The organism is Amycolatopsis acidicola (assembly GCF_007713735.2).
GTDB lineage: Bacteria > Actinomycetota > Actinomycetes > Mycobacteriales > Pseudonocardiaceae > Amycolatopsis_E > Amycolatopsis_E acidicola.
Genome location: NZ_VMNW02000020.1, coordinates 1 through 13,965, shown reverse-complemented (window position 1 = coordinate 13,965; position 13,965 = coordinate 1). Strand labels below are relative to the sequence as shown.

Here is a 13,965-nt window from a genome sequence, read left to right as displayed (position 1 = left end):
GCTAGGAGGCGTCCCGTGTGGGCCTGCCGAGAATCGCGTCCGCGGTCCGAAGCCCGAGCGCGACGGTGTTCGTGGTGGGGTTTCCCGCGTTCCGGGTGGAGATCAGGCCATTTCCGGCGAGGTAAAGGTTGTCGTGGCCCCAGACCCGGCCGACGCTGTCGGTCACCGAGGTGCCGTCGTCCCTGCTGCCCATCCGGTGGGTGCCCATGAGGTGCAGGCTGGTGCCGGCCGGCATCGCGGACGCTTCCAATGCGTAGCCGAAATCGGCGATCGCTTCGGCGACGCGGTAGTGATCGGCGAACATTTCCGTTGCCCGGTCGCGATCGGCGCGGCTGAGGCTGAACTCGACGGAGACGCGAGGCAGGCCGAAACCGTCCAGGTGGACGGGGTCGAACACCAGGCGGTTCTCTGGGCGCGGGTCGACTCCGGTGAACTGGCCGATGTCGGCGGTCTGCCAGGACGGCAGATCCGCCAGGATGGGGGAGCTGGTGATCCAGCCACGGGAGATCTGGGTGTGCATCGGCCGGGCCGAACTCGCCGGGATCCAGACGGAGAACGTGGGGTCGTCCGCCGGGACACCGTCCAGCAGGTCGTCCCGGAGCTTCACCCTGGACACCAGCTGCGTGTGATCGGTCAGATACCGCCCGAGCGCCGCGGGCCGGATCCCGGAGGCGTGCAGCAGCTGGGGCGTCCCCAGCGCGCCGGCAGCGACCACGACTGTCGCCGCCTGCACCTGCACCCGGCCCGAGCCGCCTGACGCGCCTGCGGTGACGGTGGCTCCGGAACCCGCGGACCGGCCCGGCTCGACATGCCGGACTGGATGGCCCGCCACGATCCGGACGGGCTTGGCCCCACCTGTTTCGCCTGGTGTCAGGAGTGCATCGATCCCGGCGAACTCGATCGGACCGGCGGCAGTGCGTTGCATCGCCACGGGCAGCTGCTGGACTTCACGTCCTGCGGGCAATCCTGGGAAGGCCTGCCGCACGGCCGCCAGGACCCGGTGCTGCCGCACTCCCGGTGCCTCGATGTCCAGGTTCGCCCACAGCAGGCGGCGGGATCTCTCCAGCAGGTCGCGCATCGAGGGCGCCGGAATCGCGGGCTCCGTCTCGGTTTCGACATCCGGGGAGGCGCACATGTGCGACCAGTAGGACAACATGCCGCCGACCGAGTGGATCGCCAGTGCGCCGCGCATCGCGTCGAAGCGCTCCTTGCCGCCGGCGTAGGGCGTCAGGCTGTTCCAGACCTCCGGCCCGTAGTGCGTCTCCAGTTGCGCCTCCGCGGGGAATGCGTTGCGGATGTGCGCGCCCGGCCGGGAGCCCGCCAGCGGCCCACCCGCCTCGATCATCACCACGTCGAGCCCGGCCCGTGCGAGTTCGCCGGCGACAGCGCCGCCGCCGGCGCCTGTGCCGACAATGGCGACATCGGCGGTCAGGATCGTCCCATCCGCCAGATCGGTGACGAGCTCGGCCGTCCCGGGTGTGAGGGCAGTGGTCATGATCGGGCAACCTCGGCTTCGTGGCGACGGATCATCGTCTGGTGCGCGGACACGATTTCGAAGGAGTCGGGAGCGTCGCCCTCGTACTCGCTGGAGATCCATCCCGCGTAGCCACCCTGGTGGAGCACGTGCACCAGCTCGCGATAGCGCAGGTCGGGCTCGTCGCCGTTCTCGATGTGGAAGAACTTGCCGTGTACGTGAACCACGTGCGGAAGGAGCTCGGTCAGTTCCGCGGGGTCGGAATGCCCGAAGGTGTCCCAGACGAACCCGACCCAGGTGGTGATCGGGGAGTCGTGGGCCGGGTTCCCGACGGCGGCGAGCGCTTCTTCCAAGGTGAGCTCGCGGTTCCAGGCGTCCACCACGATGCCGATCAGTTCCTCGGGAACTCCGGCGTCGCGGCCGATCGCGAGATGCCCCTGCGAGACCGAGCGGGCGAAGATCCCCGCGTCCGGGATGAGGCCGAGACGAGGCGTGTCGTACTTGCGGACCAGTTCCAGGAGCTGCTGGGTCCGGTCCGAGTTGATGGTCATCGGGACGTGCAGTTCCCAGCCTAGGATGAGGTCGAGCTTGTCGGCCCAGGGCAGCAGCCGGTCGATCACCTCGGCCGTGAAGTGCTGGAGCCGGACGATCGGGAACCCGAGCTTCTTCGCGCCTTGCAGCTGGGGGATCGTGTATTCGACCAGTTCGTCGCCGGTCAGGTCCCGGTCGGGAAGCCGGAAGGGATCCGCGTAGCTGCCGTAGGCGGTCGGCGTGAGGCCGTTGCGGTCGACCGAGCTCTTGAACTGCGACTCGAACTCGTCGGTCACGAAGGGAAACCCGCGGTGGTGGGCGGGTCCCACGATCTCCACGCCGCCGCCGAGCAGGCCGGCGATCCGCATGAGGTCTTCGAAGGACCAGACGAACGAGCAGTACTCGTTCGTGAAGCTGTGCAGCGTGACGCCGAGGCGCAGGCCGGGATCCGTGGTCATGGCCGGACCTCCAGTTCCCGGGTGGACGTGAAGTGGAAGTGGAACCGGCCGTTCGAGATGTACGGCTCGACGGTGACCAGGGTCCCGGCGATGACATGAGTCCCCTGACTCAGCGGTTCCGGTGTGCGGACGACGAGTTCGGCGTGGTCGAGGATGAACCACCAGACCGTGCTTTGCGCCGCGAGGTCGGACAGGCGGAAGGTGCTGGCCCCGAGGACGAATCGCAGGTCGTCCTCGGGGATCTCGGTCCCGTCGATGGAGAGCGCGATGCGCTCCACGCAGGACAGCGGGAGGGACCGGTAGCTGGTCAGGCGCACCTTGACCACCACTGCGGGCTGTCCGTCCAAGGTGGTGCGGGTCAGCGGGTGGCCGCTGATGAAAGCGCGGCCGCGGTCGGTTTGCCGTACCGGTACGGCCGCGGATGGCGGGGAGGTCGCTGGCGCGAACGCGGAGGCCGACTCCACTGTCTTCTCCTTGGTCCTGAGGGTGATCGGCTGGACTCGTGACCGAACAGGGGCCCGGCCGGGCCCGAGGGCTGGTGTCGAGAGTTTCGAGTCGTACGCGCCGAACTTTGGCTTATGAAATGCAATAGTAGGGAGACCTCTCTCTCTTGGCAATAGTTAATCTTGCGCTCCTTGCTGGTCAGTTCATGCAGGTGAGAGACTTCAATGGTGGGCGAAGTGACTTAAGGTTGCGATATGCCAAAGTGGGAGATACGGTGCTCAGTGCCTCTTTCGGCGCCCCGGGTGTGCGTCAGCCCGGTACGGCCAGCCGATCTCCCGGGCCGTTGCCGCGGCTCGTCAAGCTCAACGATCCAGCCGGAGGGAACGACATGACCGAGCCAGGGTTCAAGCGAATCATGAAACCTGGAGCCCACCCCGCCGACAGCGGTTACCTGGACCCGTCCTACCGCGAGGTCACCGCCGACGGGATGTCCATCCGGTACAACCAGCCCGTGCCGATGCGGGACGGGGTGCACATCCTGGCCGATCTGTTCCTGCCCGATGGCCAGGACCGGGACATCCCCGTGATCATCGGCTGGGGTGCCTATGGCAAGCAGCGCGTTCCGGGACGGTACGCGCCGGACGCCGACGTGAAGCCGGAATGGACGTCGCGGTACTGCATCTTCGAGGCTCCGGACCCGGCGTACTGGACCGCGCACGGCTACGCGGTGGTCTACGTGAATCCCCGCGGCACCTGGTACACGGACGGCACGGTCCGCGGGCACCTGAACAAGAACGAAGCCGAAGACGTCCACGATCTCATCGAATGGCTCGGCACCAGGGACTGGTCCAACGGCAAGGTCGGGATGGCGGGTGTCTCCTATTACGCCATCATCCAGTGGTTCGCGGCCGCCACCCGCCCGCCGCACCTGGCCGCCATCAGCCCGTGGGAAGGGTTCAGCGACCGGTACCGGGAAACCGTTTTCCACGGCGGGATCCTGGAAGACGGGCTGAACACCCTCTGGTGGACGACGGACACGGCGTATTCGCTCCGGGAAACCGAAGACGGGATCGCCATGATGGCGGAGCATCCGTTCTTCGACGAGTACTGGGCGGAGAACAAGGCGGATCTGGACCGCATCGAGGTCCCTGCCTACGTGGTGGCAAGCTGGTCGGACCAGGGTCTGCACACCCGCGGAACCCTCGAGGGCTTCAAGGGGATCGGGTCCGGCCGGAAATGGCTGGAGGTCCACGGCCAGAAGAAGTGGGAGTACCAGTACCGGCCGGAGAACGTCGAGCGGCTCCGCGTCTTCTTCGACCACTTCCTCAAGGGACAGGACAACGAGCTGACGTCCTGGCCGCCGGTGCGCCTGGAGGTTCGCGACCGGGCCTACGCCGGCACCTGGCGCGACGAACAGGAATGGCCGCCGGCCCGCACCCGGTACGTCCCGCTGTATCTCGACGCGTCGACGGGCAGGCTCGGCCCGGATCGGGTCACCGACGAGGGCCGGACCGTCTACGATTCAGCGGCCGCGGACGGCCGTGCGGAGTTCGTCCACACGTTCGCCGAAACCACCGAGCTGACCGGGCACATGAAGCTCCGGCTTTGGGTCGAAGCCCCGGACGGCGACGATCTGGACCTCTTCGTCGCCATCGACAAGCTGGACGCGGCCGGCGAACGGGTCACGTTCGCGTTCTTCTCGGTGTTCACCGACGGGCCCGTCGCGCTCGGCTGGCTGCGGGCCTCGCATCGCGAACTCGATCCGGATCTGTCGACCGAGCACCAGCCCGTGCACCGGCACACCGGCGAGAAAAAGCTGAAGCCGGGCGAGATCGTGCCGGTGGACATCGAGATCTGGCCGTCGTCGACGAGTTTCCAGGCCGGCGAGTCGATTCGCGTGACCGTTCAGGGCCAAGACACGTTCGACTATCCCGAGGATGTCGTGATCATGACTCATACACAGCTGGTGAACACCGGCAGCCACGTCGTTCACACCGGTGGGCGATATGACTCCCACCTGCTGGTGCCGGTGGTGCCCGCCGGCACCGAGTAGCGACCGCGCGACGGGCGCGGTGGCGAAGTCCGGGGGCGTTATCGTTGAGCCGCATGGCCGGACAGGCCGGGATGTCTTGCCGCACAGCGGAACCGCCCGCGCCGGGTGGACAGGGAGAGAAGGGGGCTTGAGCACGGATGTCGGCCAAAGTCACATCGCTCCGCGCACCCGATGAGCTGACCACTCGCGTGGTGAACCTCGTCCGGGCGGGTCAGGCGACCACCCGGCGGGAGCTCATGAGAGTTACCGGGCTGGGCCGGACGGCTGTCGAGGATCGTGTCGACCAGGCGATCCTCGCCGGGATACTCGCCGACGACGAGTACGCGGGATCCACCGGGGGGCGGCCGTCGCGCCGGCTGCGGTTCCGCGGCGACCGCGGCCGCATCCACGCCGTCGACATCGGCGGGGCGCACATCTCCATGGCGATCACGGATCTGTCGTCGCGGGTGCTCGGCCGGCGAACGGTGGCCTCCGATCTGCGGATCGGTCCGGAGGCGACGTTGACCGTCGTCCGGGATAGCCTGGCCTCCCTGGCGGCTGAACTGGGCGACCCGCGCGACCCTTGGGCGGTTGTGGTCGGGTTTCCCGGGCCCGTGGACGCCGATCGCCGCCGGTCGCTGACGAGCGCGCTGGACATGCCGGGGTGGCTGGAGTTCGACATCCCCGGCTGGTTCGCCGGCTACACGGCGGTGCCCGTCTGGGTCGAAAACGACCTGAACCTGCTCGCCCGGCAAGTCTGGGAGCACTCGCCCCAGGATGCCGACCACAGTGACATGTTCCTGGTCAAGGTCAGCAACGGCATCGGGATGGCGATGCTGTCCGGTGGGCGGGTGCACCGGGGGAGATTCGGGCGAGCCGGAGGCATCGGCCACTCCGTCGTCGTCACGGGCGAGAACGCCGCGCCCTGCATCTGCGGGCAGACCGGATGCCTGGAAACGGTCGCGGCCGGCTGGGGTCTGGTCCGCGACGCGACCGAGGCCGCCCGGGATGGCCAGACGCGGGCCCTGTCGGCCCGCCTGGCTGAAGCCGGGCGCCTCACGGTCCAGGACGTGATCGAGGGCGCCCGCGAGTTCGACCCCGTGTCGGTCGCGCTGCTCCAGAGGTCCGCCAGCAAACTGGGGGAGGCGCTGGCGAACTTCGCCACCGGTTTCGATCCGGGGATCGTGTATCTCTGCGGGGTCCTGCCCGACGTGGGTGACTACTACCAGGCGACGGTGCGGCGAGCTTTGCTGCAGCGGTCGTTCCAGGCTTCCGCCACCAGCGTCAAGGTCCTGCACCATCCGATCGCGGCGGACGAAGGCGTCAGCGCGGCCGCGGGGCTTGCCCTGCAAGAGTTGTTCCGGGCCGACGACTCCGCGCTGTGGTTCGAACGAGCGACGACGGCCGCACCGACTTCCGCGGCCTGAGTCCGGCACCGTGTGGGGCCCGGCTTTCCGGCGAACGGCGCCCTGCCCGAGCGCGCCGCCGTTTCGAAGAGTGACCCGCTGAGGCGTTCCCATGCCGCCGCCCGGGGGACGGAGGCGATTTCCGCGTGACTTGGTGTCAAACCTGATACGACGGGTGGCGGAGTCGATTGTCCGCCCGGTCCGGGAAGCTGGGCTGAATGAGTGGACCCATGCGAAACCGCCGCGCGGCGCATGGGGTTCTCGGTAGCGTGGTCGTCGTGGTTGATCCGTTGAGTTTTCCGGCATTGGCCGGGGCGGCGTTGAATCAGGCGTTCAATTTTCTGTTCGGCCGACTTGCCAGTTTGCTCGACAAACGCGGGCGGGGAGAGCAGCGCGAGGACGAGGTCGATTGTCCCGCGGTGCTCCGGGAAGAATTCACCTCGCTGAAGCCACGCGCTGATCTGGTCGAGGGGGCTCTTCCGCAACTGCGGGAGCTGATGGGAATGCTGAGCACTTACGATCGCAACCCTGATCAGCTGGACATCGGTGATGGGGAACTCCGGTCCGCGCTCGGGCGATTGCGGACAATGCTGGAGCAGATCTATGACCAGCCGTTGACATTCGATGGCGAGGCCGGACGGTCGGAGATTCATGCCGAGCTGAAAGCCAAGACGGTTTCGGGAGAAATGGTCGGGATGGACGCGAAACGGGTCCGTCGGGGAACTGTGGACGTCGATGTCGAGCAGGTCCGCCGAGGGGGCTCGGTCATCGGGGTCCGGGCGGACGAGATTGGCTGAGGAGGCAACTTCCGTGGGCAGTCCGGAGCCGGCTGATTTCAGCAATCCGAGCATCGGCGAGTCGTCGGCGGCCGAAGCGGATCCAGGCTCGACCGAAACCGAAGACCCTGAGGGCGAACCGAGCCAGAACCTCGAGCCCGCTGCCGGGGCCGAGCAAGATCCGCGCGATTCCCGGCACGTCCCCGTGCGGGTGGAGGTCAAGGTCGACCGCAACGACGGCGGGACGGTAGCCGGGTTCGTCCAGCAAGTCGTCGGCCGTGCGATGGCCGCGCACAACCTGCCGTCAGCCTATGTCGAGCAGCGTGGGAAGACCTTCGCCGCCCCTGAGGATTTCTCGAAATCGAGGAGGATACTCGACTTTCACCACGTGGTGGTGGTCGTCGCCGAACAGGATGCCGGGCGACATCATGCGGCGGTGACGCTGTTGGCCGGTCGCGGGGACGTCGTCCCACGTCAGGTGTTCAGGGAACCCGGTGATCGCCTCGACTTGGACGCCCTGCAGCTGGATCGGAGTTCCGGGTGGTTGCTCGATCTGCGCAACGACACCGAGCTCGATCCCTCCTTTGGTCTCACGCTGTGGTCGTTGCAGGACCAACTACGTGACAAAGGCTCTTACCTGGTCGTGATCGTCCAGCCGAATACGTGGAGCCGGGTGTGTGGTGGCGCTGAACCGCTGGAGTACAGGCTGGCTCGCGTTCCCGCGCGCGTGATAGTTCGTAAGCAGCTGTCGGTCGGCGACAGGCCTGTTGATCCGGAGCCGTATCTTCGGGAGCAACAGCTGGTCGAGAGGCTGTCGTCAGCGACGCCCGCCGAGGCTTTGCGTCACGCCCAGGTGATCGAGACCGTTCACTACTCCGGCGACGAAACCTTGGTCCTGAAAGACACCGATGCCGACACCGCCCGATGGACGGCGGACGACCGGATGCGGTACCGGATCGATGCCGTCCTCCGAATCCTCAACAACTGGCGTAAGGAGCTGCTCGACTGGCATATAGCCAATGGCGACAGCTTTGTTCGTAATTACCTGCTCGCCGCGGCGGCCATGGAGGGAGGGACAGCCGGTGCCGTATTCGAGGCGACAGTGGAGTTGGCCGTCGCTCTGGGAGAAAGCGGACCCGATGTGGCGGGGCAGCGTGGCCCGGGAATTCTGGAACTGACTCGCAAGGTTCGTGCTGAACTTGCTGACGATGATCGCGTCAAGTTCACGAGGCCGGGGTACGCAGACGCGGTGCTGGACTACTTCTGGGCTGATCGCCAGCATCTGCGAGCCCGCTTCGTCAAGTGGCTGGGTGCCCTGCCGCGCATCATAGCCACCGATCGCGTCGTGGTTGCCAACCGTGTCGCGCAGTATGTGCTGCGGTGGACAGAGCGGCAGGGGGAGGTCGAGCTCCTTCGCACTGTGACCAATGAGTGGGCCGTCGATGTCGAACTGCGCCCGGTCGTCGCGGATCTCGTTACGGCAGTCGCGTTGAGAGATGACGACGTCGGTAAGAGGACACGTGCTGACCTGCTTGCCTTCGCCAAACGAAAAGACGAGGCGCCACTCCCGTTATTGGCTGCAGCGGTGTGTGGCGGCCCGTGGGGATTGATCCATCCCCGGCTCGCGCTTCGCAGGCTGGGCGAGATCGGGCAGAACTCCGACCCGGAGGTACGCCAGGCGGTCGTCGACGCGATCGGCGCCCTCTGGGCGCGTCAGGATGCTGATCGGCACATTCTCGGCCGTGTCGTCAAGTGGTGTGAGGACCCCGGCAACCGGCCCCTCGGTGCGACGGTCTTTCTCGCGTTGGCGGCCCTCCATGACCGGCGCGCCGACCTGCCGGAGCTGGCGCGCACGGACGAGAGTGGCCAAGCAACGCGTGATCAGCTGATCAAAGGGTGGAGAGCCGTGCTGGACACCCGGCCGCCGGCGGCCGGCGAGGTGCTTGCCTCATGGCTCGGGGCTGCCATTCGATATCCGGCGTTCCAAGCCGACCTGGCCGAACTCCTCGCGTCAGCCGCAAAGGGATGGCAACCCGGGGAACTTGACGAACGGCGGCCGGTGTTCCTGACACGCCTTCTGTACCGTTGGGCCCCGGTCGACGACGACTCGGCGGACGCTGAATCGCGCGCGCGAGTTCGTGATGTGATTTTGTCGCACGTGCACCTTCGAGTGTAACAACGTCGCAATGTGGAAACGTAGATCAACCTTCATCAGGTTTGGTGGTGAAATACCGAGCCGTGACGTCGGCTTGTCGTTTTCCGCGGACTTCGTGGCAGAGTGGCGACCGGGAAGGCGCGGGCTGCAACGAAACCCTGAGGCCGTCGTCCGGGTGGCTGTTGCCGATGCCGCGCGGGCCGCCTCAGGCTATTCGATTTTGGAATGCTCGTCGGCTCAGGATCGGGTCGACAGTGAACTTGGCCGTCTCCGGGAGGACGGGCGCGGAGAGGTGCGGATAACGTCCGCGACTGCCCGGCTCTACGTTCCTGCCAGTGTCATGGAGGAAGCGCGAGAACACCAGTCCCGGCTTCGGCGGGAAAAGCTCGAGGACCAGCTTCTCTCGCATGAGATCACCAGGCTCGAGAGATTCCGCCGTAGCGTTCTGGCCAACCCGGGGTCGGCAATGGCGTACTGGTTCATGCAGCATCCCGATGACATAGAAATCGATAGCTATGGCAAGATAAAAACATTGCTCGGCGAAATTTCGGACAATGACGCGGAGCAGTCCTGGCGTGAGGCAGGGCGTATTCTCGTCGAATTCACCCGCGCCCTTTCGTGGGAGGAGAAAGTACGCCTGATCGAGCTCGTCGAGGCGGGTATGGCCCGCTTCGGTCATCCTGACGAAGCGCGACGCTTCGCCGAGTACCTCAACCCAGGAGCTCGCGGTACCACCCCCGGACGTTCGCCCCGGACCGGTCAGTAGCCGGGACGCCGCGCCCCGTCCTGGGAGGCTACTGCCGCTGCCGCACCCAGGCGCGACCATAATCGTTCCCATTCGGAGTTCGCAGCACAGTATGGATGTGGAAGGGCTTCGGCGTGTCGTAGTCGAGGAAAACCCCGCAGTGGTGGTCCAGTTCCGCGATCAGGACCGGCGACTGCACGCGGTAGTAGAACACGTCCCCCGGTTCGTGCCCGCCGATCCAGCTGAACCATGTCTCGCCGAGGTGCTCGCGGATCTCCCGCATCCGGGCAGCGCGGGGGCCTTCGGGCAGCAGGGACACGAAGGACTCCGCGATGGAAAGCACGATTTCCTTGGCCCGCGAGGGCATTTCCGCGACCGGGATTCCCTCGGCCGGGATGATCCGGTTGTCCTGAAACGCACCGCCCAGGTGCCGTTCGTCGCCGGGGTGTACCCGGTCCGGGGGCATGGCCGGGTCGACCATCCGCTCGTAGACCACGGCCGCGCGCCGCTGGTCTTCGGGTAGTGCGGCCATCAGGCCGGTGCCGAGCTCGATCCGGTCGGTGAACGCCGTCGTGCCCGCGCGGGGGCCTTCGTCGATCTCATTCGGCTCCGCGCCGAGGAACACCGGGCTGACGACCATCCGCCCTTCGATCACGAGGCAGTTCACCGCGCAGTGGTGCCCGAACAGCTGCCAGCCCCACGGCTCCACGGGATCGGGCCTGCCGTACAGCGCGAAGTTGTAGCTGAACTCGTTGAGGATCGGTTCCAGGCCGACGACCTCCCCGAGGAACCCGTTGACGAGCATCATGTCGTGCACCAGGCGGTAACCCTCCGGGCTCAGCGACGCGCGGACCAGGTCGAGCGCCGCCCGCCGGACTTCGGGCGGCTGGAACTCCAGCCTGACGCCGGTGTCGAACTGCAGGAACTCCGGGTTCGCCCAGGTCTGCCATTCGACGGCGTCGACCGGGTACGACAGCTTCGCGCGCCCTTCGTCGTCGAGGGCTTCTTCCAAGGCCCGCGCGGCCGCGATCATGGGCTCGGTGGGCGCCTCTTCGCCCGGGCGCGCGGGGGTGAACGGATGAACGTCCGGCTGCAGCTGTCCGTCCTCGGTGATCCCGCGGAACTCCTGGAGCTGCAACGGTTTCCAGCCGCGGATGAGCCCGCCGGTGAAGGGGTGCGCTTTGGCGGCCTCCCGGTACTCGTACGCGTCCAGGCCCTTGACCGCGGTGATGCGCGGCGAGTCGGGCGGGAACAGGTAGCGGCGGAAGTCGGCGGGGGACATGCGGGGCTCCTTCGCGCTCAGTCGGCTTTGTTGTGGCGGGTGACGACGGTGCGCACTTTCCTGGTGTCACCCGCGGCGATGGCTTCGACGAGTTCACTGTGGACAGTCAGGCGCCTGGCGCGGTACGCGTCCGCACGGGTGCCGGACGGCTGCGGTTCGGTGGCCGCGAGGTGTCCGAGGGTGCCGAGGTATACGGCGCGGGCCATGGCGTTCGGGCATAGCTGCGCGATGCGTTCGTGCAGTGCCCAGTTGGCGCGGACGAACGCCTCCCACGACGATGCCGTTTCCATCACGGCAAGGCAGGCGCGCAGCTCGGCCGCGTCGTCCGGGCCGCAGCGGCGCGCGGCGCCGACATCGATCAATTCTTCGAGCTGGTTGCGCAACTCGACCGCGTCGGCGACCGTCGAGGGATTCTCGCGGACGCCGAGCAGTGTTTGCCGCATCCGCACGACCGGCCCCTGCTCGGCGACGAACAGCCCGCCGCCGCGGCCCGGCCTGATCGCCAGCAGCCCGCGGTCACGCAACAGGCGGATAGCCTCGCTGACCGTGGCGCGGGCCAGGCCGGACTCGGCGCGGATCTCCTCGATGGTGCCGACCGGCGCGCCCGGCCCCAACGCGCGGATGCGCTCTTCCAGCAGGTCGGCCAGTTGTTCGGCCCGGGTGCGGTCACTCGTGGCCAGTCCGGCCGCCAGACCCGGCGTGTCGTTCGGCATAGTGTCATTCAACCATAAAGGTTCTAACCTTTAGGCATGGAGGAGGCACGGATGCGCATCGTGGGAGTGGATCGGGACGGCGGCGTCGAGGTCGCGAGCCTGGCCGAGGACGGCGAGACCGCCACCGTCATCGCGGGACTGGAGGAGTTCTGGTGCGACGCCGGGGGTTTCCTGGCACGCCCGCCGGCCGGCGCGACCGTGCCGGTCTCGGAAATGCGGCTCGTTCCACCGGTGCTGCCCGGTGCACGGGTGATCTGCATCGGGCTGAACTACCTCAAGCACGTCGCCGAGGGCTCCTACCGCGACGCCGAGCTGCCCGAGTACCCGACGTTGTTCGCCCGCTGGACGCAGTCGCTCACCGTCGGCGGCGCGGAGATCCCGGTGCCGTCCAGTGAAGAAGGGCTCGACTGGGAGGGCGAGGTCGTCGCCTGGGTCGGCCGGACGCTCGCCGACGCCGGGCCCGACGAGGCGCTCGCCGCCGTCGCCGGGTACTCGACGTTCAACGACGTCACCGCGCGGCGTGCGCAAAAGCTGACTTCGCAATGGATCCTGGGCAAGAACGCCGATTCCTCCGGCCCGCTCGGGCCGATGGTCCCTGCCGCCGAGGTCGGCGATCTGCGCGACGGGTTGCGCGTGCGAACCCGCGTCAACGGCGAGACCGTGCAGGACGGCAGCACGAGCGAGATGGTCTACACCGTGGGAGACACGCTCGCCCACATCTCACGCACGTTCACCATCCGGCCCGGGGATCTCCTCGCGACCGGGACCCCCTCGGGAGTCGGCTACGCGCGGACCCCGCGGTGGCTGCTCCAGCCGGGAGACGTCGTGGAGGTCGAGGTGGACCGGCTCGGCGTGCTGCGCAACACGATCGTTTCCCGCCGTAGTCCGGGAACGGCGTGACCCCATCCCCGCAGACGACTGTCCGGTTCGCGAGCCGCTCGTGGATGAGGGCAATGAGCCGGGTTCCCTTGAGCAGGAAGGGTGCGAGGCCGAAGGCCGTGGTGATCTCCACGTTCCTCGGCACACCCAGGAGGTCCAGCTGCATCTCGGAGCGCGACCTCAGATGCCCCGACGAGGTGGCGAGGTAGGGGAGCGTGCTGAACTGCCCGAGGGTGATCTCGTCGCCGGTCTCCGGATGCTCGTTGTCGACGGCCACGAGGTACCGGTCCGTGAAGAGCTCGGCATGCGGGAAGAGCGCGTGTCCCTCGAACGCCTCGCGCGGGACGATCAGCAGGTTGAGGTCGACGCGGTTGAAGTCCATGTCGCGACACCCTGTCAACCTGGTTGATGTGCCATATCGCGAGAGATTGTTTGAACGCGCTGCTTCGGCTGAGGACGTGGACATTTTGACCGCCCAGCTCGTCCAGCAGGGAGTGCGGCTCGTCCACCAGCCCAAAAGCTGGGCAACCCCAGGGGGTGGCTACGGCGCGCGGTTCTTCGACGGGGACGGCTACGTCGCCGCGGTCTCCTCGGATGTCGCCACCCGGCAGCATCGCGCTATCGAGAAGCGCGAGGACATTCCAGTCCGACTCTCCCAGTTCGAGGCCAATTCCGGCCAGCCGGAGGGGACCGTCCAGTGGCTTCATGTGGAGCGGGATGGCGCGGAATTCCCTGACCGCGGATCAGGAACCGGGCAGGCCGGTGACCGGCCATCGCCGGAGCTGCTCACAGTCGGTGAAGGTTGGGCCGTGGTGCCCGCCAGCCAGTCGGCGAGCCAGCCGAGGGTAAAATCGCGCAGCCGTAACGGTGTCGTGGTACTCGCCGGTCCTGCTCCGCGCCGATGAGGACGAACGCCGTCCTGGCCGGTTCGGTGCCGCCGTCGGACCACCGGTGCCAGGTGCCCCGCCGCATTGCGCACGAGCCCGGCGGCGGTCGCGGTGCGGCCGGCCGGATGCCAGGTGACCAGGAGCAGGCGGGCGCCGGGGCCGGGGCCGGGGCCCGCCTGCTCC

General features: G+C 67.5%; 12 protein-coding genes. 7 read left to right on the top strand and 5 right to left on the bottom strand.

Annotated elements, in window-relative coordinates; all coding sequences use genetic code 11:
• Window position 1: 1 nt before the first annotated feature.
• Genes FPZ12_RS45605 through FPZ12_RS16165 form a run of 3 tightly spaced genes read right to left on the bottom strand, consistent with a single transcriptional unit; the run spans window position 2 to window position 2,927 of the window.
• Window positions 2–1,495, bottom strand: coding sequence for a GMC oxidoreductase (locus FPZ12_RS45605; protein ID WP_166462768.1), 1,494 nt, complete (start codon window positions 1,493–1,495; stop codon window positions 2–4).
• Window positions 1,492–2,463: a sugar phosphate isomerase/epimerase family protein gene (locus tag FPZ12_RS45600; protein ID WP_166462767.1), complete on the bottom strand. Its 972-nt coding sequence runs from the start codon at window positions 2,461–2,463 to the stop codon at window positions 1,492–1,494. Before FPZ12_RS45600 ends, FPZ12_RS45605 begins: the two co-directional genes overlap by 4 nt.
• Window positions 2,460–2,927, bottom strand: a complete 468-nt coding sequence (locus tag FPZ12_RS16165; RefSeq protein WP_144752412.1) for a C-glycoside deglycosidase beta subunit domain-containing protein — start codon at window positions 2,925–2,927, stop codon at window positions 2,460–2,462. The genes FPZ12_RS45600 and FPZ12_RS16165 overlap by 4 nt, the downstream gene beginning before the upstream one ends.
• A gap of 395 nt (window positions 2,928–3,322) precedes the next feature.
• Between FPZ12_RS16165 and FPZ12_RS16160 the strand changes: the two genes are divergently transcribed.
• The 5 genes from FPZ12_RS16160 (at window position 3,323) to FPZ12_RS16140 (ending at window position 10,042) form a co-directional block, all read left to right on the top strand.
• Window positions 3,323–4,960, top strand: coding sequence for a CocE/NonD family hydrolase (locus tag FPZ12_RS16160; protein ID WP_166462766.1), 1,638 nt, complete (start codon window positions 3,323–3,325; stop codon window positions 4,958–4,960).
• Window positions 4,961–5,097: 137 nt separating this feature from the next.
• Entirely contained in the window at window positions 5,098–6,366 is a 1,269-nt protein-coding gene (locus FPZ12_RS16155) for an ROK family protein (protein ID WP_144752418.1), read from the top strand.
• A 257-nt stretch (window positions 6,367–6,623) separates the two neighbouring features.
• Complete coding sequence (locus FPZ12_RS16150) at window positions 6,624–7,142, top strand: hypothetical protein (RefSeq protein WP_144752421.1); 519 nt, start codon at window positions 6,624–6,626, stop codon at window positions 7,140–7,142.
• Between the two features lie 13 nt (window positions 7,143–7,155).
• A complete protein-coding gene (locus FPZ12_RS16145) occupies window positions 7,156–9,297 on the top strand; it encodes a hypothetical protein (RefSeq protein WP_144752424.1) in 2,142 nt (713 codons plus the stop codon).
• A gap of 10 nt (window positions 9,298–9,307) precedes the next feature.
• Window positions 9,308–10,042 (top strand): hypothetical protein, encoded by a 735-nt coding sequence (locus FPZ12_RS16140; protein WP_144752427.1) that lies wholly within the window; start codon window positions 9,308–9,310, stop codon window positions 10,040–10,042.
• Between the two features lie 28 nt (window positions 10,043–10,070).
• Here FPZ12_RS16140 and FPZ12_RS16135 read toward each other — a convergent pair whose 3' ends face one another.
• Together FPZ12_RS16135 and FPZ12_RS16130 are read right to left on the bottom strand one after the other, a co-directional pair.
• Entirely contained in the window at window positions 10,071–11,303 is a 1,233-nt protein-coding gene (locus FPZ12_RS16135) for a DUF3500 domain-containing protein (RefSeq protein ID WP_144752430.1), read from the bottom strand.
• A gap of 17 nt (window positions 11,304–11,320) precedes the next feature.
• Window positions 11,321–12,016: a FadR/GntR family transcriptional regulator gene (locus FPZ12_RS16130; RefSeq protein WP_144752433.1), complete on the bottom strand. Its 696-nt coding sequence runs from the start codon at window positions 12,014–12,016 to the stop codon at window positions 11,321–11,323.
• Window positions 12,017–12,052: 36 nt separating this feature from the next.
• Between FPZ12_RS16130 and FPZ12_RS16125 the strand changes: the two genes are divergently transcribed.
• Both FPZ12_RS16125 and FPZ12_RS16120 read left to right on the top strand, forming a co-directional pair.
• The gene (locus FPZ12_RS16125; RefSeq protein ID WP_208025866.1) at window positions 12,053–12,916 is read left to right on the top strand and encodes a fumarylacetoacetate hydrolase family protein; all 864 of its coding nucleotides are present in this window, start codon (window positions 12,053–12,055) and stop codon (window positions 12,914–12,916) included.
• Window positions 12,917–13,353: 437 nt separating this feature from the next.
• On the top strand, window positions 13,354–13,800 hold the full coding sequence (locus FPZ12_RS16120) for a VOC family protein (protein ID WP_144752436.1): 447 nt from the start codon (window positions 13,354–13,356) through the stop codon (window positions 13,798–13,800).
• Window positions 13,801–13,965 lie beyond the last annotated feature (165 nt).